The 18,679-nt window shown below is 60.7% G+C and carries 18 protein-coding genes; 7 read left to right on the top strand and 11 right to left on the bottom strand.

Annotated elements, in window-relative coordinates; genetic code table 11:
• Positions 1–379: 379 nt before the first annotated feature.
• The 9 genes from ABIE49_RS14790 to ABIE49_RS14750 all read right to left on the bottom strand — a co-directional run bounded on the left by ABIE49_RS14790 (position 380) and on the right by ABIE49_RS14750 (position 9,103).
• Entirely contained in the window at positions 380–1,054 is a 675-nt protein-coding gene (locus ABIE49_RS14790) for a recombinase family protein (RefSeq protein ID WP_192738918.1), read from the bottom strand.
• Positions 1,055–1,503: 449 nt separating this feature from the next.
• On the bottom strand, positions 1,504–3,162 hold the full coding sequence (locus ABIE49_RS14785; protein ID WP_192738917.1) for a TerL protein: 1,659 nt from the start codon (positions 3,160–3,162) through the stop codon (positions 1,504–1,506).
• The gene (locus ABIE49_RS14780) at positions 3,155–3,520 is read right to left on the bottom strand and encodes a hypothetical protein (RefSeq protein WP_192738916.1); all 366 of its coding nucleotides are present in this window, start codon (positions 3,518–3,520) and stop codon (positions 3,155–3,157) included. The genes ABIE49_RS14785 and ABIE49_RS14780 overlap by 8 nt, the downstream gene beginning before the upstream one ends.
• A gap of 510 nt (positions 3,521–4,030) precedes the next feature.
• Positions 4,031–5,278, bottom strand: coding sequence for an AAA family ATPase (locus tag ABIE49_RS14775; RefSeq protein WP_192738915.1), 1,248 nt, complete (start codon positions 5,276–5,278; stop codon positions 4,031–4,033).
• A complete protein-coding gene (locus tag ABIE49_RS14770; protein ID WP_192738914.1) occupies positions 5,275–6,537 on the bottom strand; it encodes a bifunctional DNA primase/polymerase in 1,263 nt (420 codons plus the stop codon). The genes ABIE49_RS14775 and ABIE49_RS14770 overlap by 4 nt, the downstream gene beginning before the upstream one ends.
• Positions 6,534–6,881: a hypothetical protein gene (locus ABIE49_RS14765; RefSeq protein ID WP_192738913.1), complete on the bottom strand. Its 348-nt coding sequence runs from the start codon at positions 6,879–6,881 to the stop codon at positions 6,534–6,536. Before ABIE49_RS14765 ends, ABIE49_RS14770 begins: the two co-directional genes overlap by 4 nt.
• Positions 6,878–7,096, bottom strand: coding sequence for a hypothetical protein (locus ABIE49_RS14760; RefSeq protein WP_192738912.1), 219 nt, complete (start codon positions 7,094–7,096; stop codon positions 6,878–6,880). Before ABIE49_RS14760 ends, ABIE49_RS14765 begins: the two co-directional genes overlap by 4 nt.
• 106 nt (positions 7,097–7,202) lie before the next feature.
• Positions 7,203–7,685, bottom strand: coding sequence for a hypothetical protein (locus ABIE49_RS14755; protein WP_192738911.1), 483 nt, complete (start codon positions 7,683–7,685; stop codon positions 7,203–7,205).
• Between the two features lie 74 nt (positions 7,686–7,759).
• Entirely contained in the window at positions 7,760–9,103 is a 1,344-nt protein-coding gene (locus ABIE49_RS14750) for a tyrosine-type recombinase/integrase (RefSeq protein ID WP_192738910.1), read from the bottom strand.
• 807 nt (positions 9,104–9,910) lie between these two features.
• On the opposite strand from ABIE49_RS14750, the gene ABIE49_RS14745 reads away from it, so the two are divergent.
• From ABIE49_RS14745 to ABIE49_RS14715, 7 genes are all read left to right on the top strand, one after another.
• Positions 9,911–10,171, top strand: coding sequence for a hypothetical protein (locus tag ABIE49_RS14745; RefSeq protein ID WP_192738909.1), 261 nt, complete (start codon positions 9,911–9,913; stop codon positions 10,169–10,171).
• A 2-nt stretch (positions 10,172–10,173) separates the two neighbouring features.
• A complete protein-coding gene (locus tag ABIE49_RS14740; RefSeq protein ID WP_354066829.1) occupies positions 10,174–10,536 on the top strand; it encodes a hypothetical protein in 363 nt (120 codons plus the stop codon).
• A 208-nt stretch (positions 10,537–10,744) separates the two neighbouring features.
• Complete coding sequence (locus ABIE49_RS14735) at positions 10,745–11,230, top strand: hypothetical protein (protein WP_192738907.1); 486 nt, start codon at positions 10,745–10,747, stop codon at positions 11,228–11,230.
• 74 nt (positions 11,231–11,304) lie between these two features.
• Positions 11,305–12,990 carry an efflux RND transporter periplasmic adaptor subunit gene (locus tag ABIE49_RS14730; protein ID WP_192738906.1) on the top strand — a complete coding sequence of 562 codons (1,686 nt, stop codon included), beginning with the start codon at positions 11,305–11,307 and terminating at the stop codon, positions 12,988–12,990.
• Positions 12,991–13,002: 12 nt separating this feature from the next.
• Entirely contained in the window at positions 13,003–16,137 is a 3,135-nt protein-coding gene (locus ABIE49_RS14725; protein ID WP_192738905.1) for an efflux RND transporter permease subunit, read from the top strand.
• 22 nt (positions 16,138–16,159) lie between these two features.
• Complete coding sequence (locus tag ABIE49_RS14720; RefSeq protein WP_354066828.1) at positions 16,160–16,525, top strand: hypothetical protein; 366 nt, start codon at positions 16,160–16,162, stop codon at positions 16,523–16,525.
• Between the two features lie 297 nt (positions 16,526–16,822).
• On the top strand, positions 16,823–17,242 hold the full coding sequence (locus tag ABIE49_RS14715) for an META domain-containing protein (RefSeq protein WP_192738904.1): 420 nt from the start codon (positions 16,823–16,825) through the stop codon (positions 17,240–17,242).
• Between the two features lie 133 nt (positions 17,243–17,375).
• Here ABIE49_RS14715 and ABIE49_RS14710 read toward each other — a convergent pair whose 3' ends face one another.
• Together ABIE49_RS14710 and ABIE49_RS14705 are read right to left on the bottom strand one after the other, a co-directional pair.
• The gene (locus ABIE49_RS14710) at positions 17,376–17,642 is read right to left on the bottom strand and encodes a hypothetical protein (RefSeq protein WP_192738903.1); all 267 of its coding nucleotides are present in this window, start codon (positions 17,640–17,642) and stop codon (positions 17,376–17,378) included.
• Positions 17,643–17,666: 24 nt separating this feature from the next.
• On the bottom strand, positions 17,667–18,572 hold the full coding sequence (locus tag ABIE49_RS14705; RefSeq protein ID WP_192738902.1) for a LysR family transcriptional regulator: 906 nt from the start codon (positions 18,570–18,572) through the stop codon (positions 17,667–17,669).
• Positions 18,573–18,679: the final 107 nt, after the last annotated feature.

Below are 18,679 nucleotides of genomic sequence, written 5' to 3'. Positions count from 1 at the left end.
GACCGGCCTTTCGCAATAATAACGGCTCCAGTGGCGGGGCAGCGAGTGGAGCCGTCTTTTATCGCATGCGCATGGGGATTCACGCACCCGGCAGTTCAGAAGTAATCATTCCTCCGGCGGCGGAAGGTAGTTAGGGCGCGGGCTCGTAAAATCCGTAGCTATAAAAGTACGTGCTGCAGAAAGATCTGCAGACCGCCAAGTCGCTGAAACCGAGCAAGACATCGAGCGGCTGAGGATGTGTCCGAAAGGCGCGCCCGACCCTCACGCGGAACCGATCCAGGAGCGCGCTGACAACCGTGCTCGGCGCCCGTTGGACGTCCGGCCTCATTAATTCTTCGGTCAGTTTGTTGCTGCTCTAGGTATAGTTGACGAGCGCGAATTAGACTGCGCCGCAGCAGACAGAGCGTACTGGTCCAATTCGCTTTTGAACGCGGATCACTGTAGCGGCGTGCCATCTTCCCCCATCTGGCGTCGCTATCTTGCGCTCGTTCAGCGCGGCGGCCATTGCCCGCGCGGACCGGCCCGCGAGTTCGGCAAGGATCGGACGCAAATGCTCGGCGCGTTCCATCGCCTCGTCACGGTTCGCAATGCCCCTTGCGTTGAGCCCACCTAGTTTTACACCCTGAGCCTTTTTGGCGGCGAGCGCGTCCCGAGTGCGACGGGAGATCATCGCCCGTTCTTTTTCAGCCAGCGCGGCGTACAGATGCAACATGAACGGGTCGGCATCGGCGCCCAACTCTGCGGCAATGAACGGCGTCTTGTGCGCCATCAGCCCGCTGATGAAATGGACGTCTCGGCTCAGCCGATCGAGCTTGGCAACGATGATCGGCGCCTTCAGCTTTCGAGCCGCCTTCAGCGCCGCCGCGAGTTGCGGTCGGCGATCGAGTGCATCCGTACCCTTGCCGGTTTCGATCTCCTTGAAGGTCTGGACCAGGTCGTAGCCCTCGGCTTCAGCAAATCTGGCCAGCGTTGCTTGCTGGGCCTCGAGTCCAAGGCCCGATTTCCCCTGGCGCTGAGTCGAGACCCGGACGTATGCAATGGCGGTCTTGGTCATAAGATTATAATCCTACTAACGTATAGCACACCGACGACCGTTGGCGTGTTTCAATCCATCTAACATACTGTAACTGAATGACTTTTTGTGAAATTTTTGTCCGACGCGCGAGCTGCTGTAGGATGCCTTTTGGCTTGGTGGCAAATTCACGCGGAAGCTCGAAAAATTGCCCCTGCGGGCGCTGCTGCACCGGCAAAGGGGTCTCTGGAAGCGGCCACTGTGCGACGCCCACTTGGGTCGGGCCGGAGGCCGCTTGTTGGCGCTACTGGCGCGGAGAATCCGGAAACCCCGGGCAAAGGGAGGCACGGCCAAGAAGTGCTATACCAGCCCGCTGTGGGCTGGAGAATTCTATTTTCGCCTAAATGCCTTGTAAGTAATTGGTTTCGCTGTTGAATTTAAGAATGAGACGGCGTTCAGGCCCGTTGCTGGGCGGCACCGAGGCCCAGTGGCTACAACCACTCAAAACTCGTGTCGTACGCGAGCTCGTCGACTGGCCAATAGGCCATCACCACTGCGTCGGCGAGGTTTGGGGAGCGTGTGCCCTCGGGCTGCTTGTCGATGATTAACTTCATCCGGGAATTCTTGCTCATGGTCGGTTGGCTCAATTCCTTTTCTAGCGTGCGCAGCAAGGGAAGCGTTGAGGGTAGGCTTATCAATTCCATCTGGTCGTACTTAACGCCGTCCCGCACAGCACGGTGCGTGCGCTCGAACCTGAGCCGCAATTTCCACCACGCTTGCGCTTTCAGATTTCCATAGAAGTCCTTGTTGAGCGGTGACTCGTCGTCCTCTGCGATCACGCGCTTGTCCGGGTTGAGCACCGCAGCGCCTGCATTCCATGACACGAGGCCAACGAACTTCGGCATCAGGCCGTCGTCCTTGAGGCGATTAGCCTCGGCCTTGACCCCAGCGCCGACGCCCACCGAGTCGTATTGAAGTTTTATACGCCGCCCTTTGCGTGCGTAGGCCGAAGCAGCATCAAGGGCTCGGCGCGTGGTGATGCCCGTGTCTCGTTCTCCCCACTGCTCAACGGACCGCAGGGTGACACCTTCCCGTATCGCCATTGCGTTACGGTCGCCCCCTCCGTCAGCTACGTCGAGCCCGCCGTAGCACGCGTGCTTGGTCTCATCTCCGAAATCCAGTCTCTCATGGGCGTCTATCGCGGACCGCACCCACTCGGCGGGAATCACCACGCCCTCGACCGAGGCGGAATAGTTTCGATCCACTTCCTGAGCGAATACGTGCAACAGTCCGGCATCGACGGCCAAGCTGCGGCGCTCCTCGTACCAATCCTGGGTCTTGTCCGGGTGATCACTCCAGTTCATCACGAACACGTTGGTCTTGCCTCGAATTGCTGGCCTGCCAGGCTCCCATTCGACGCCTGCTTCGCGCTTGCGGTGGAATACATTGCCCAGACCGTTGACGCTGGAGATGTCGATCTGAACTCTGGTGTTATCTGAAAGGGCTGCTTCGATAGCCTCGGGGTGCTCGTAGTGAGCCGACTCGTCCTTGAAGTAGATGAGAGTACGGCCACCGCGCCCGATGTCGTCGCCGGATTCACCCGTGATGCTGGAGTGATCCGAATAGATGCGCATGTAGGACATCGTCGAGTTGGGATCAAAGCCGGGGGGCCAGAACACCGGCGGCATCGAACGCAGGAGCCATCGCATTTTCTCGAAGATGCTCGACATGTCGCCGATCTGATCGACGCTCGCAGCCTTGCGGCTGCCCCAGCCAATGGTCGCGTCGCGCTCGAACAGAAACAACCAGGCACTGAACGCGACGCACAGCCACGTCGCACCCATGTCGCGGGACTTCTCGATCAAGCCGCCAGTCTCACTTCGCAGACAAGCGTGCAGGAACTCAATGAATTCGCGCTGACGCGGGAACAGCAGGAAGGGTATCTTGGTCGGCCTGTCGGTGCCAGCGTTGCGGGGGTCGAACGTGTAACACCAGTGCTCGATGAACTCGACGGGACGCGTGCGATAGTAAGCGCGGCCGACGGCAGCGCTCTCGAGACTCTCCAGCAAAATGTCGGCGCGTGCGAGGCGCGCCATCATTTCGCGTTTATAATCCGGCGGCCAAACATGCTGTGAAGTGCGATCAAGCATCCGTTGGATCCTGATCAATCATCAACGGCGGCGACGCAACGTCGATCGTTTCGAAGGCGGCCTTGATGCGACGCTCGAAGTTGTTGATCATCTCGTTGAGTGGCATGTTGACGGTTATGTTGGTCGCACCAACACTGCCCACGTGTTTGACGTTGGCTTGCACAGGGATCAATCGCCCGAGCAGGCTCGCGAACACCTCCGGTTTGTTGTCGGCCAGGTACAGAGCATAACCTTCCAGTGTCTTCGAAGCGGAGTGTTTGCTTAGCTCGGCAGCGTTGATGAGCGCCTCTTTAATCTCGCGCGTCATCTTGTTGGGTGTACCCTTGGCGCGACCCACTCTGCGCTCGCCTTTACGCATTGGACGCATGTTCTGGGGCATTCCACGCGGCATAACTAATCTACATTTTTCCTAGTTCAGGTTATCGTGCTACACATTTAATAGCACATTGCCGCCGGTTTGCCCAGTCGCCCAAGGATAGCGGCCGGGTGTGCTGGGCGTGCCGCCCGTAAGGCGACCCTCCGCATAGCCGCCACTAGGCCCGTCAGTCCGGTTGCGGGCGCCACCGGTGCAGGGAATCGCTTGGGCTGCGCCTAAGGCGCCTCGGCAAGGAGGCGCGTGCAACGCTGCAGATTGGCAGGCGTACGGCCTGCATAGGTGGCCCGCGCTCGACGCAAACCCGTAGGCACACCACCGGCCGCGTCTGTCTGTAGGCCAGGCTTTAGCGGCCTACAGACTGCGCTGCTGGGGTGCCCGCCCGTCTGCTGCGCAGTCCCGCAGTCTGTATATAGGTTTCCAGACTGCGCGCGGCCCTGGCGCAGTCTGCGCGGACAATCTGCGCACATACTGCGGAGACTACGCGGTTTGAAACTAAAAAACCTCATCGTCGGCCTCCGCCGGTGCCGCCTTGAGAACCTCGTATACCTTGACCTGCTTCTTGCCCTTGGAGCTATACCGCTCGACAACGCGGATAAATCCCGCCCTGACCAGTTGGCCTAGTGTTTCCTTTGCATGCTTTTTTGACAGATTGTACTCATCCTGCAACAACGCGTCGGCGCGACTAGATTTCGGGCCGTCAGCCGCTGCCGTGAAGGCTTCCCCGTTGCTCCTACCTTGCTTGAGCCGGTCCAAGAATCTCGGAAGCCACTCCGCCGTCAGTACGTCGTTGCTTCGTTGTTTCCACGGCTCGTGAACAAAGCGATAGTCGTCGGTGCCGTCTTCCAGCAGCACCGGGAGCTTGACGCTTTTCTTCCGAAACCATTTCGGGACGGAGTTGACGGTGTAGGACTGCTTCGGATCACCCAAGCGGCAGTATCGCATAAAGGTTTCTTGCTCGCTCTCGGGCAGTAGGTCCTCAGCTTCCGCCTTTGTCATGTTAGCCATGATGATTACGACGCGCGCCGCGTCGGTCATGGCGCTGGTCCCACGCGCGGCGTTCTGATCGTCCACCGTTCCCTTAGACATCTTGTTGGTATGGGAAACCAGCACCACGCCACAGTTTGCGCGGGTCGCGATGTCGTCGGCGGCGTTGTGAAGCTCTTGCATCTCGGCGGAATTTTCGTCGAGACCAGTGTGCAGGCGGATGAGCGGGTCGAGAATGACCAGATCAATACCTTGGTCGATGATGTCCTCACACAGTTCCTCATGAAACGGGGTTCGCTGAGCACCATCATTCTTCGCAGAACCCTTCGTGACCAAGGCGACGTTCTTGCCTTGGTAAATGAACAGCTTGCCCTTCAAACGCTCCTTGAACTTCTCGATGTCGACGGCCTTGTAGCCAACCCTATCAACCTCGATCGCAGCGATGCGCCGCCTTATCTCATCGAGCGGCTCCTCCCCCGATACGAATGCTATCTTCAGATTCTTGCGCATCGGGTGAAACCCCGCGAAGTCTTCGCCTAATGCGAACGCAATCGCTGCCTGGAGAGTGAACTGCGTCTTGCCGGTTCCTCCGGCCGCCGAGATGATGGTCACGGCCTTGCGGAGCGCCAAACCGAGCGCAACCCACGGCGTACCGGTCAGTTCCGAATGCTTGAACTCTAACGGCATCAGAACCGGCTTGCGCTTGGCCTTGACCTCGGCCACGGCCTTCACTTCAAGCTTGGATATGGTGCTCACGATCGCACCCCCGCGTCCAGCATCCTGCGGTAAAGTTGCCACCACGTGGGATCGTGTTCGTCGGCAAGCCGATATATGTTGTCGCCGCAGTGTCCGGGTCCATCGATGCACTGCTCCCAGCCCTTGCCGCCCCAGTCGGCGAACAGATCGGAGCCAGCATCGCCCAATTCGGTTCGGGCTGCCGAGCCAAAGGCGAACTGATACTTCTTATCGAACGGCAGGCGAGCGAGTGCGGCCCATATCTTGAGACGCGGATTGCATCGCTCCCAGTAAGGGTCGGCCAGCTTGGCGAGAGCTACCAGCTTGGCCATGCCGCTGAACCTTGTCGGGGGGCATTTGGTGATCGTGGTCCAGCGGTCTTCCGTCTCGGCTGCGTCGTATTTGGTGCTCTTCCGCGACCAGGCGTGGAGTATGGGAAGACCTTCCTCGCTGCCGCAGGTTGCGTGCCATATCGCCATGGCCTGCGTATTCCAGTCGTCCCACCCGAGGTCCCGGTTCGGAATGGCCCTGCATGCCAGCTTGATCCGCTCGATACTAGGAACATCATTGTCCTCCGGCAGGAGCGACACGCCCTTGCCAGCATCGGACTCCTCCAATGCATCGATCATGACCTCCAACGCTGGATTGCAGGGCTTGGCAGGTCGTGCGACATCCGCCCTTTTCTGCCGCACACCTTCCGACTTGGGCACTATTTCGATCAGCCACGATGGCGCGTCGGCTACGTCGAGGTCGTTGAGCCACCGATACTGGCCACCGCGCGGATGGTTCGACGGCGGTGCAATCACCATGCCGCCTTCGCCTCGAACGTCGATGCCAAGCGCGCGGGTGCCACCCTCGATAACGATCTCGGACGCGCTATTCTTAATCCTCATGCCTGGCGGCAGTCGGAAGTAATAGTGGACCGATCCCGTTGGCGATTGCGCCATTAACGTTGGTGGCAGCGGTCCGTACTTCTCCTCCAAAGCGCTGAGGGCCGCAAAACCGTCGTTCTTGTGATCAGCGGCGGTATCGACGTCGAGGACGAACAAACCGTTCACCGATCCCGTCGGAATGCCGAGGGGATCGTCGGGAAAATTGGTCCAGAGTTTTTGTATCTCAAGCGGGTCTTTTGTCATGGCCCAGTTAAGGCCGTTGGTTTTCTTGCCCGACCAGCGACCCTGCTTGTTCCACTTGCCGTTTTTCAGCGGCTTAAACCGCGCCTGGAACACGAACCAACCGCGCGCGGCGCAGGCCAGCGCGGCGTTGCGATGCGCGCTCATGCTGCAACACCTTCCGTAATCGCGGCCTCGACGATGGACAACCAGTCGGACTGCGGCATCGGATCAAACGTGATGCCAAACCGGTGCTTGATTGCGTTACAGAACTTGCGGTAGTTGCGAAGTTTACGATGCCGAAAATGCGTGTCCGTGCACACGCCCTTGATCGATACTAGCCAATCGGCCGTGCCGCCCGGCCCGCGCCGAAGGCTGGTGATTTCGGGGCGGTTGCCTGTGGTGGCGGTTTCAGCTAGGCTTGGAGCACTCTCATTAAGTACAGCAATGCCCTTTGCCCCGCCCGCAGTTGCCACTGCGGCGGGGCGTTTGCTTTTTTGCGCCATGCTCACGCGACCTCACACGAGCTGATGGCACTGCGCAACATCCGGCTTTTAAATTCCTCGAGCGCGCGGCGCGAGCGAAAGTTTTTCGTTCGGATTTTAATCGGGCGCGGAAATTTTAGGTTCGCATCATTCGTCCAGCGATAGAGCGTCATCGACGTGATGCCGAACTCTTTCCAAACAACAGGGTCGGGCACCAACTCGTCAGGCGGCTGTTTTTGCATGTAAGGCTCCAGCGTTAGCGTTACTAACTGGGGCCAACTATGCAGGTTACGTGGCCTGCCAACTACCGCGCCTCATGTGTCTTCTGTCGCGAAAAAACTCTGCCGATTATCTCGCCGCTTTTGCCGTTTGGCGTCGCCGCTTTTCTGCGACCCGGCTTGGGGGCCCGCTTGGCTTGGCGGCGGCCAGCACTGCTTCAACGGTCAGGCCCGCTGCTTCCTTTCCGAAATATTCCTTGCAGATATCTACGGCAAAGTGTTCGGCACTTATTCCGGCTTGTCTCTCGTCTCGTGTTCGGTTCAGCTTGCCGTACTGCTTCCGCCAAAGCGCCCGAATGTGCCGCGCATATTCTGCGGCCGTCTCGGCGACATCTGCTATCATCTCGTAGTTCGAGTATTTATTCTGCCCTTGGCTCCGTTTGGGCGAAGAAATGCAGTCGGCAAAATGCGGATAAAGTTTCTGCAGCCCCTGAGGATGTCCGGCCCGCGCTTCTTCGATGCAAATTTCTTCCCAGGTCGGTGCATTCGCGTTGGCATCACGATTTTCTTTAACAATACAGTCGTATATCTGATTACTCAGCCAAACCAGCATCTGTTTTCTCCATTGGTTCTGCTCAAGACGACTAGCTTTGGGTGGCAGTCTAAATAAGTCTGGTGCACTCGCGTTCATTGAGGATCCTCCAGCGGCACGACGTTTGCGCCGCCGCCCACCATGTCGTGGAGGCGCACGGACCAGCGCTGCAATGCGTCGGCTTTCTCGGCGGAGAATTCGTGCTTCTGATAGACGGAAACAATTCCACCGAACGAGCCGCTGACGTGATTTAACAGCCGCTCGATCACCGGTAACGACACACCGAGCCCGGCCAAGCCGCTCGCGAATGTTCTGCGCAGATCGTGAACGCGCCATGGCGTGACGGCGCCATTCGTGATCTTTGCCATCTCGGCATCGAGTGTCCTCTTGGCTTTCGAAAAGCCGCTGACTGGCGCCTTGCCGTTGGTGGTGAACACAAACCCGGCCTCGCTTTCGATCAACGGTACGCTGGTGATGACATCGAGTGCTAATTTCGGGAGGGGCAGCGCGAGCGTTCGGTGATTCTTAGTTCTAGTACCGGGGATTTGCCAGATGCCATCGTCGCCAAGCTCACTGCGCATCATGCCGCTCACTTCACGCAGCCTGCAACCGGTCAGCAGCAGTGTCTTGAACAGCGCGCCGAATGCGCCACCAACGCGATCGGCGGCCTGCCAGAATGTCACGATCTCGGCGTCGCTTAATGAGCGCTCGCGAGCTGCGGGTGGCCCCGGACGATCAACCCCGGTCACCGGGTTCACCGTGACGCGACGCTTCCGCCGCAGCCAGCCGAACACGACACTAAGCGCGGCAAATAACCTGCGTGCCCGGCCGTTGCTGCCGTGCTTTCGCGCTTCCTCGACCACGACGTGCACGTCGTGACTGTCAATTACCGCGACCGGCTTGTCGGCCCAGATGTCAGCTAGGCTGCCCTTGATGATTTCCGGCTTGGCAGTCATGAGGTCACTGCCCGGCGGATATCTTAATCCGAGCACAGCTGCATCGTCCCGCCAGCGCCGGGGCCGGGTCTGCCGCTTTGTCCGATATTCGACGAAGAACTCGCGGACGCACGTCCCGAAGCTATTGGCTGCGCGATCGGTAGCGGCGGTGCGCTGGCGCAATTTTTCGGCCTTGCGCTCCTCAACCACATCCACGCCCCGGGCGCGCTTGCGGTCGATCTCCGCGGCGAGCTGCCGGGCCTGCCCTAGGGTAAGCGCTCCGCCCATCACAGGTTCGTCGCTGGTCTCTTCACCGCCGGTATCGACTGGACCCAACGTCACCTTGGCTGTGCGGCCATCAGGCTTGCGAAGGCGGACCGCCCAGCTCATCGTTCCACTCGGTTGGATAATGAGGAAGAGACCTTGAGCCTTGCTATCGGCGATCTCGCGGCGGTCAGCGTGTGGTTTATATTTCTGAATTGCAGCGGCGGTAAAAACTGGCATTTATCCCCCCGGGTAACGGTGGGGTAACGCTTGGTGGCCGTTATATCGCGTTACCCCGTGTGGCTAACATAAGGTAACTTGAGCCTGAAAACTACGCTATTTCAAAGGATAAATGCCGAGGTTTGTTAGCTTGCGTTAGGCCGGGTGGTAGTATGTCGCAGGTCTGTGGAACAGGAGGTCGGTGGTTCGAACCCACCCAACTGTACCAGCCTTTCAAGGCGGTCAAATCAGCTTCCATCACAAAACCCATTTGCCTGGCCCATCGGGCCGAACCAAACGATTTGGTGAACGCAATTTCACTGCGGCCGACGTCGCAAGTGAGCAGCGAGGAATTGCACCTGCGGCGCTGGTTTGCGACTTCAATAAGTGCTGACGATCGTCTTCGCCTTCATCGCCGAGCGGACATCTGAACAACTGTTCAGAAATTTTCCATGAACGATGTCAATGACGCGCGCGTCAAACAGCCATGCACACGACTAGACACATTGACACGATCGACGACGAAGCAATTTCGACGCGCGTCATTGTGGCGCACGTCGAGATGAATGCGCAGTTCGTGTCTGATTTGCCTTGCGAATTCGCTTGCAGGTCCACGCTTCAAGAAGAGGCGAGTGCACCAACGTGTTTCAGCTCACGTTCAGCCGCAGACAACGATCATAGGGTTCGAACTACGGAGCAGATCCCCTGCTACCAGAACCCAAGGAGCTACCATGTCGTTTCGTAAAGCAATCCTCTCTGCAGTCGCTGCAACCGCCATCCTGGTCGCCGGCGTCTCCGCAAGCAGCGCGGGGCATTGGCATCACCATCATGGTCATCATCACCACGGCTGGCATCACCATCATGGTCATCACCATCATGGCCATTACTGGCATTGGCGCCGGCACCATCATCATCATGGCCATCACCATCACCACGGCCATCATCACCACCACGGTCACCACCACCACCACTAACGACAAAAAGCCGGCCGACGCCGTCGGCCGGCTTACCACCTCGGCTGGATCGCTGTTGATCCACTCTGATCACGTCCCTCCGACGCCTGTCGGCAACCGAACATCTGGAGAATGACAATGAAGAAGTTTCTAATGGTTGCTGCGCTGGTGGCTTCGTCCGCCAGTGCCTGGGCGCACGATCACCAGGGCACGAATGGCGGCAGGGTCGAGGATGCCGGCTCGTATCATGTCGAGCTGGTTTCGAAATCCGAAAAGGTCGATCTCTACATCAGTGATGCGAACCAGAAGCCGATCCCCGCAACCGGCTTCAAGGCCATCGGCATCTTTGTCGTCAATGGCAAGGCCCAGCGCGTTGCTATGGAACCTGCCGGAAGCGCGCGGCTTTCCGGAACCGCCAGCGACGCGCTGTCGGCGCAGCCGAAGGGGGTGGTGCAACTGACCTCACCCGATGGCAAAACCGTGCAAGCCAAATTCAACTGAGGTTGGGGTGCCAACCGTAATAGTATTCAGTTTCGAGCGTGGATATACACCCTGTCTGGACCGGCGGCCCCGTTCATCAAAGCCTCGTGAACCGTTGCTGGCCTGAAGACGACAGAAAGATGCAAGACGACTACAAATGGCCCGCAGCACGCGTTAGCCATCTTTAACCTGACCTATGCAGTGCCGAGAGCCCTGTGATATTGTGAGCATGATGAACGCGAACCCAAAGCTTTGGCAGTTTATTTGTGCGGTGATCGTCCTGATCGCCGTTCAATTTGCGCCTGCCTTGGCCCGTGCCCATGCCGACCAGGCCCACCGCCTGCAGGGACATGTCCACGTTCATCATCATGCGGTGCCTCACGGCGCCCATGCGCCGGTGGCGCATCACCTCACCAAGGCTGCGTTTACCAACGACGTCTTTGCCGACGCCTTCACCAAAACCGACGATTCTATCCCGCACGCGCTTATCCTGACCGCAAGTCGGCCGCCGGGCGCAGCGCCGATCGATGCGGACGGATGCGTGGACGGTTGTTGCGGGGCGGGCATGGGATGCTGCGGCGGCGCTGCTTTGGTCGCAGCCTCGCAATGTTTGCCTCCCGCGGTTCATTCGCACCGTCTTGATATCACCGGTGCCGTGCTTGCTTCGGGCATAGAACCCGCCAGCCTGCGTAAACCCCCCCGAGCGTTCACCTGAGCAACGATATCGCGGCGGCACGATGTGCCGGCCGCGCGAGCGAGAACACGCTTCTTCTCAGGTGAGTCATTCAGATGTCTTTTTTGTTCCGTGCCGCGCGGTGCGTGGCGGCTATGTTATTCCTGATCACGGCAGGTCCGGTGCTGGCGCACGAAGGCCACGATCATGGCGCGCCCGCTCCGGCGCCGAGCGCCAGTCTTACGCCGCGTGCCGAGACCGACTCGGACGCGCACGAACTGGTTGCGATTGCGCGCGAAGGCGTCCTCGTCATCTATCTCGACCGGTTCGCAACCAACGAGCCGGTGGATGGCGCCGAAATCGAAATCGAAACGCCCGCCGGGCCGCAGAAGGCCGAAGCCAGGCCGGGCGAGCCCTATCGCCTCGACGCGCCCTGGTCCAGCAAGCCGGGCGCTTACGACCTGATCTTCACGGTCGCGAAAGACGGCAATATCGATGTGTTGCCCGCCCGGCTGGTGATTCCGGATCTTCCAGGGGCGAAGGCCGGACCGACATCGTGGCTCTCGACCTCGGCCATTGCGGGAGAGGTCGGCTATCACTTCAATCACGACGGCCCGGCGCTGTTCATCGCAATCCTGGCCGGGCTTGCTGCCGGCATCGGCGTCATGGCGCTGATCCGGCGGCGTCGCAGAGCGGCGGCAATGGTTCTCCTCGTCGCCGGCGCGTTCGTCCTGTCCAACAATCCATCCCGCTCCCATGACGGCCACGATCACACAGCTCCGACAGCAGCGATGCAGTCGGTTCGCGACCTCGCGCAGCGCCTGTCTGACGGAGGCGTGTTCGTGCCAAAGAGCACGCAACGCATTCTCGCCCTTCGTACCGTGATGACCGAATCCCGCGCGCACCCGCGCGCCATCGAGCTGCCGGGCCGGATCATTCCCGATCCGAACGCCAGCGGCTTCGTGCAGGCTTCCGTCGGAGGTCGCCTCTCTCCCCCGCCGGGTGGCTTTCCGAGGCTGGGGACGCCGGTCAAGAAAGGCGACGTGCTCGCTTATGTCGACCCGCCGATGCAGGCCATCGACGTGTCGGATATGCGCCAGCGCCAGGGCGAACTCGACCAGCAAATTTCCATCGTGGAGCGCCGGCTCGCCCGCTATGAAACGCTGGTGCCGAGCGGCGCCATTGCCCGCTCCCAGCTCGAAGACACGAGGTCGGAGCTGCAAGGCTTGAAAGACCGCCGCGGATCGCTCGACCGGGTGCGGCGTGAGCCCGAAGCGCTGGTGGCTCCGGTCGACGGTGTGATTGCCGAGGGCACGCCGGTAGCCGGGCAGATCGCCCAGTCCAATGCCGTGATCTTCCACATCATCGATCCGACCCGTCTGTGGGTCGAGGCCCGCAGCTTCGACCCGCTGGCGGGCGTTCGCAGCGCGACCGCCAATCTCGGGACCGATCGCATCTTCACGCTGGTCTATCAGGGCTCCGGCTTTGCGGACCGTAATCAATCCATTCCGGTCCAGTTCGCCATTCAGGGCGACCATTCCGGCCTTCGCGCCGGGCAGTTCGTCACGGTGCTGGCCACCACCAATGAGGAAAAGGTCGGGCTTGCGGTGCCGCGGGCCAGTCTGGTGCGCAACGCCAACGGCCAGGAGGTGGTTTACGAGCACGTCGCGCCCGAGCGCTTCGAGCAGCGCCCGGTGCGGGTGGAGCCGCTCGATGGCGACCGCGTGTTCATCGCCACGGGCCTTGCCGGAGGCAAGCGCCTCGTCGTGCAGGGCGCTGAACTGCTCGACCAAGTGCGCTGAGGAGCAGGGCAGATGTTTCGCTTTCTCGTTACACAATCGCTGCGCAACAGCCTGCTGGTCATGGCGGCCGCGCTGGCCCTGGTGTTGCTCGGCATCTTCAGCGCCGGCCGGTTGCCGGTCGACGTGTTTCCCGACCTGAACAAGCCGACGGTCACGATCATGACCGAGTCGGACGGGCTCGCGCCCCCCGAGGTCGAACAGCTCGTCAGCTTTCCGATCGAAACCCAGATGAACGGTGTTCCCGGCGTGACGCGGGTCCGCTCGGTTTCCGGGATCGGCCTTTCGATCGTCTATGTCGAATTCGACTGGGGTACCGATATCTATCGTAACCGGCAGCAGATCGGCGAACGCCTCAACCTGATCCGCAACCAGTTGCCGCCCAACACTGTTCCGCAACTGGGACCGATCAACTCCATCATGGGCCAGGTGCTGCTGGTCGCGGTGACCAGCGACCGGGCCTCGGCGATGGAGGTTCGCGAGACCGCCGATTTTGTGGTGCGGCCGCGGCTGCTCACGATCCCCGGCGTCGCGCAGGTAATTCCGATGGGGGGCGAGGTCCGGCAATACCGGATCGCGCCCAATCCGCCGGCGTTGCGCAGCCTCGGCGTCACCTACGAGCAGGTCGAACTCGCCTTGAATCAGTTCGGCGTCAACACCGGCGGCGGATTTACCGATCAGCATGCCCGCGAATATCTGATCCGCAACATCGGGCGGACCACCAATCTGGACGACCTTCGCAACGTGGTGGTGGCGCAGGTCAATGGCGGACCGGTCTATCTGAAGCAGGTTGCCACCGTCGAGTTTGCCCCCAAGGTCAAGCGCGGCGACGCCGGCTATATGGGCAAGCCCGCCGTCGTCGTCTCGGTCGAGAAGCAGCCCAACGTCGATACGATCAGGCTCACGCGCGAGATCGAGCAGGCCCTGAAGGAAATCACGGCCTCGCTGCCGACAGGCATGAAGGCCGACCAGATCATCTTCCGCCAGGCCAATTTCATCGAGACCTCGATCGGCAATGTCGAGCGTGTCCTGCTGGAGGCCGGCGCGGTCGTCGCCATCGTGCTGTTTCTGTTCCTCATGAACTGGCGGACCACGGCGATCTCGCTGGCCGCGATCCCGGTGTCGATCCTGACAACCGCGGTCGTGTTCTATTTTGCCGGCCTGTCGATCAACACGATGACCCTTGGCGGCATCGCCATCGCCATTGGCGAGCTGGTCGATGACGCCGTCGTCGACGTCGAAAACATCTTCCGGCGCCTGCGCGAAAATCGTGCTTTGGAGCATCCGCGCTCCGCGTTCGATGTGGTCGTCTCGGCATCCCAGGAAGTCCGCTCCGGCATCGTCTATGCGACCGCCATCATCGTTCTGGTGTTCGTGCCGCTATTTGCGCTGTCGGGTATCGAAGGCCGGCTGTTTGCGCCGCTCGGCCAGGCCTACATCATCTCGATTCTCGCCAGCCTTGCGGTCTCCATCACCCTGACGCCGGTGATGGCGTATCACATGCTTCCGCATCTCAAGCGCCTCGATCATGGCGACAGCGCTCTGGTCGCGATGCTCAAGCGCGCCAATGCGGCCTTGCTCGAACGGGTTTTCCACCATCAGCGCGCCCTGATGGTTACCGCACTCGCGGCGGTCGTCATCGCGGCGGCTTCCGCATTCTATCTTCCCCGCGCATTCCTGCCGCCCTTCAACGAGGGCACCTTCACGATCAACATGCTCTTCAATCCGGGAATCTCGCTCGCCGAATCCCACCGCGTCGGGTTGATTGCCGAGCGCCTCGTCCTTGAGGTGCCCGAGGTCAAGACCGTTGGCCGGCGAACCGGGCGGGCGGAGCTCGACGAGCATGCCGAAGGCGTCCATTCGTCGGACCTCGAGGTCAATCTCAAGCCATCAAAACGGCCAAAGACCGAAATCGTCGCTGATATCCGGGCCCGGCTCGCCGTGCTTCCCGCTGCGATCAACGTAGGCCAGCCGATTTCGCACCGGCTCGACCATCTGCTTTCGGGCGTGCGAGCCGAAATTGCGCTGAAGGTGTTCGGCGACGATCTGAACAGCCTGCGCGCGACCGCTGACATGTTGCGCGGCAAGCTTTCTGAGATTCCGGGTCTCACCGACCTGCAGGTCGAAAAGCAGGTGCTGATTCCGCAGCTGGAAATCCGCGTCGATTATGGCCGTGCCGCGCTCTATGGCGTGCAGCCGGCCGCCGTGATCCAGCAGCTCAGCCGGCTCTCGAACGGCCGCGTCATTTCACGGGTGGTGGACGGCTATCGCCGGTTCGACGTCACGATGCGGCTGCCGGACCGGCTTCGCACCACGCAAACCTTGGGCGACCTCTTGATCGAAACGCCGGCCGGATGGATCCCGGCGCGGCAGATCGCCGACGTCAAGGAGACCGAAGGCCCCAACCAGATCCTGCGTGAGAACGGCCGCCGCCGTGTGGTGGTGCTGGCGAACGCCGACGGGACGGCCGACATGACCGACATCATCGCGGCGATCCGCAAGGTGACCGCGTCGACCAGGCTTCCCGAAGGCTTCTACGTTCGGCTGGAGGGAACGTTCCAGGCCCAGGAGGAAGCAAGCCGGACCATCGGCGTACTCTCGCTGCTGTCGTTGTTGCTGGTGTTTGCCATTCTCTACAGCCGCTACCGCTCGAGCGTGCTCGCCTTCATCATCATGGGCAACGTCCCGCTGGCGCTGATCGGGTCGGTCGCGGCGCTCTGGCTGGCGGGCCAGCCGCTCTCGGTTGCGTCGATGGTCGGATTTGTCACGCTGACCGGCATTGCGGTTCGCAACGGCATCCTGAAGATCAGCCACTACATCAACCTGGCGCTGAAGGAAGGAATGCCGTTTGGCCACGATCTCGTGGTTCGCGGCAGCGTCGAGCGGCTGACGCCGGTCCTGATGACGGCGATGTCGGCCGGCGTGGCGCTGGTGCCGCTGCTGATCGATGCGGCAACGCCCGGCAAGGAGATCCTGCATCCGGTGGCCGTGACGATTTTCGGCGGGCTCCTCAGCGCGACCCTGCTCGACACGCTGCTGACGCCCGTTCTCTTCCTTCGATATGGCGAAGCTCCTCTGGAGCGGCTGCGGCGAGGCGCCGAGGGCAAGGCGGGAACGGCCCCGGCAAATTCAGCCGCCGAAGCTTTTTGACATCAACATGCGGAGAATGACGGTGAATGCGAAATTCTTGATGGTTGCGGCCATGTTGGCCTGGTCGACTTGCGCCTCGGCGCACGACGAGAAGGGAACGAATGGCGGGTGGGTCGCGCATGCCGGCTCGTATCACGTCGAACTGGTGTCGAAATCCGACAAGCTCGAACTCTTCGTCAGCGACGAGAACCAGAAATCGATTCCGGCCACGGGGTTCAAGGCGATTGCGATCCTCATTGTCGACGGCAAATCCCAGCGGATCCTGCTGCAGCCTGCCGGGAGCGCGCTGCTTTCCGGCACCGCCAGCGTCGCATTGCCGGTTCAGCCAAAAGGTGTCGTTCAACTGACCGGTCCTGATGGAAAGACGGCGCAGGCAAAATTCGACTGAGCGGATTGCGAAGCAAGACCCGGATCGATCAACCAGATCCCCGCGGCGCAGCCCGCGGGGTTTTCTTGTCGGTGCGGCATTTTGCGCCTCAACCGACGCAGGACAGAAGACCGCTCCGAACCGGACGGCTCTAGAGCATGTTCCGATTGAATCGGAACGATGCTCTAGATTCTTGATTTGACGCGTTTTCTTGACGCGAACCGGTATCCACTTCGCTGGAAAACGCTCTAGCCAATGACATACTTGTTCAATAGAACGGCGCGATATCGGGGTTGAGGATTTTTCGAGAGAGGTTGCATGGTTTCATTCGCGCGCATGGTGAAGCTCGCAGGCGTTGCTTCGGTGCTGCTGGTTTCCGCCGTCCCCAATGCGGCTCAGGCCCAGGCCGACAACGGCTTTCCGTTCGGAATGGAAATGACCATGGATGTCCCGCCGCAGCCCGGCTCCAAGCGGATACCCAATCTGGAAATCGGCGACCGCGGCGAAGTGGTGCTCGAACTCTGGTGCAAGGGCGGCAAGGGCCAGTTTTCGGTGGCGGGCAACACCGTGATCTTCGTCGCCGGCGCGATGGAGAACCGCAATTGTCCGGCCAATCGCGCCCAGGCCGACGACGAACTGATTGCCGCGCTGACCGATGCCGCGACCTGGAAGCGGCAGGGCGATGCGATCTCTTTCATCGGCACCAGAACGCTGCGCTTCCGGCTCAATACGAACTAAAGCGTTTTCAAGCGAAGTGGATACCGGTTCGTGTCAAGAAAACGCGTCAAATCCAGAATCTAGAGCCGTTGCCATTCCGATTCAATCGGAACGGCAAAGGCTCTAGGCGCGCGAGCCGAGCCGGCGGCGGCCGCTACCAGCGGAATGAAAAGAAAACCTTCGGCGGCAGCGGCTGCGGATTGAGCGCGACCCAGTCCAGCTTGGAGGTGAACTGGCGCTGCAATCCGCCCACGATGATGATGCCACCCGCAACGCGGTCGAGTTCATCTGATGTCAATGCTTCGGTTTTGACGGGAGTGAAGTCGGTCATGGCTGTCTTCCCTTGGTTAGGCGCCGCACGATGCTGCGGCGAACCGGATTTTGCCTTTCTCCGCCCCGGCTTGTTCGTGATCCAGATCACGCTTGCCTCGCGATCGTCCTGGCTTCAGGCCTCCCGTGCATAGCGCTTGAGGGACGCTTTGAGGATGCCAAGCATTTCGTCCCTGATGGAATCGCGCGCGCCGCGGGTCCAGGCGGCTGCGAGCGGCAAGCGGTTCATGTCTGATCCCGCGAGCGGAACGAACCGAACGCCACGCGCCGCCATTCGCGACGTCCATCGCGGCACGATGGCAACGCCGAGTTCGGCCGCGACGAGATTCACGATGGTCTGCTTTTCATTGGCAATCTGGATGATTCGCGCCTGCAGCCCGGCCTGCGCAAACAGTTTCATGGTCAGATCGTGGCTATGCGGCCGCGAGCGGCGCTCGGGTACGATCAGCGGCTGTTCGGCAAGATCGGCGACGGTCACCCGTTTTCTCGACGCGAGGGGATGATGGTCCGGCACCGCGACGACGGCCGTCTCGTGCAGGAGAAACAGAAATTCGAGCCGCTTGTCAGGTTTCTGGGGAGGGCGCACCAGGGCCATGTCGAGCCGGCCGGAGAGCAGCGCCGGCAACAGCCGGATCGTCTTGTCTTCCGTCAATCTCACCGTGACGTCCGGCCTCTGTTCGCGAAAATCCGAAAGCAGCATCGGCAGCAGCCCCGCCGCTGCGCTGTCGATCGCGCCGACGCGGATGATCGCGCCCTGCTTGCGGCCCCGCGCCTGGAATTTGACCGCCAGATTGTCCGCCTGCGCCAGCAAGGCGCGGGCCTCCTTGAGCAGGACGACGCCATCATCGGTCAGCGTCACGCTGCGCGTCGTTCGCGTCATCAGCCTTGTGCCGAGATCGTCTTCGAGCAGCCGGATGTAGCGCCCGAGCGCGGAGGGCAGCATTTCCAGCCGCTGCGCCGCACGCCCGAAATGCAGCTCCTCGGCCGCCGCCACGAAGCAGCGAAGCTGGTGCAGTTCCATGTTTCGTCCTCCCCGGGCAGATTATATCAAATATTTGTATAATCGTATGCCGATTGAAGGCGCGTGACCTTTGGCCGTAGCTTGTCCGGAAGCGCTGAAATCAGCCA

It is taken from the genome of Bradyrhizobium sp. OAE829, from assembly GCF_040546575.1.
Lineage (GTDB): Bacteria > Pseudomonadota > Alphaproteobacteria > Rhizobiales > Xanthobacteraceae > Bradyrhizobium.
The sequence above is the reverse complement of the archived record's forward strand: the minus strand, read 5'-3'. Positions and strand labels throughout refer to the sequence as shown.

Bases quoted from the DNA above. Each gene is read 5' to 3' on its own strand.
- ABIE49_RS14760 (WP_192738912.1), bottom strand. From the start codon at position 7,096: ATGCAAAAACAGCCGCCTGACGAGTTGGTGCCCGACCCTGTTGTTTGG.
- ABIE49_RS14770 (WP_192738914.1), bottom strand. From the start codon at position 6,537: ATGAGCGCGCATCGCAACGCCGCGCTGGCCTGCGCCGCGCGCGGTTGG.
- ABIE49_RS14785 (WP_192738917.1), bottom strand. From the start codon at position 3,162: ATGCTTGATCGCACTTCACAGCATGTTTGGCCGCCGGATTATAAACGC.
- ABIE49_RS14715 (WP_192738904.1), top strand. From the start codon at position 16,823: ATGGTTTCATTCGCGCGCATGGTGAAGCTCGCAGGCGTTGCTTCGGTG.
- ABIE49_RS14750 (WP_192738910.1), bottom strand. From the start codon at position 9,103: ATGCCAGTTTTTACCGCCGCTGCAATTCAGAAATATAAACCACACGCT.
- ABIE49_RS14755 (WP_192738911.1), bottom strand. From the start codon at position 7,685: ATGCTGGTTTGGCTGAGTAATCAGATATACGACTGTATTGTTAAAGAA.
- ABIE49_RS14705 (WP_192738902.1), bottom strand. From the start codon at position 18,572: ATGGAACTGCACCAGCTTCGCTGCTTCGTGGCGGCGGCCGAGGAGCTG.
- ABIE49_RS14735 (WP_192738907.1), top strand. From the start codon at position 10,745: ATGATGAACGCGAACCCAAAGCTTTGGCAGTTTATTTGTGCGGTGATC.
- ABIE49_RS14725 (WP_192738905.1), top strand. From the start codon at position 13,003: ATGTTTCGCTTTCTCGTTACACAATCGCTGCGCAACAGCCTGCTGGTC.
- ABIE49_RS14745 (WP_192738909.1), top strand. From the start codon at position 9,911: ATGGTCATCATCACCACGGCTGGCATCACCATCATGGTCATCACCATC.
- ABIE49_RS14740 (WP_354066829.1), top strand. From the start codon at position 10,174: ATGAAGAAGTTTCTAATGGTTGCTGCGCTGGTGGCTTCGTCCGCCAGT.
- ABIE49_RS14790 (WP_192738918.1), bottom strand. From the start codon at position 1,054: ATGACCAAGACCGCCATTGCATACGTCCGGGTCTCGACTCAGCGCCAG.
- ABIE49_RS14730 (WP_192738906.1), top strand. From the start codon at position 11,305: ATGTCTTTTTTGTTCCGTGCCGCGCGGTGCGTGGCGGCTATGTTATTC.
- ABIE49_RS14780 (WP_192738916.1), bottom strand. From the start codon at position 3,520: ATGCGTAAAGGCGAGCGCAGAGTGGGTCGCGCCAAGGGTACACCCAAC.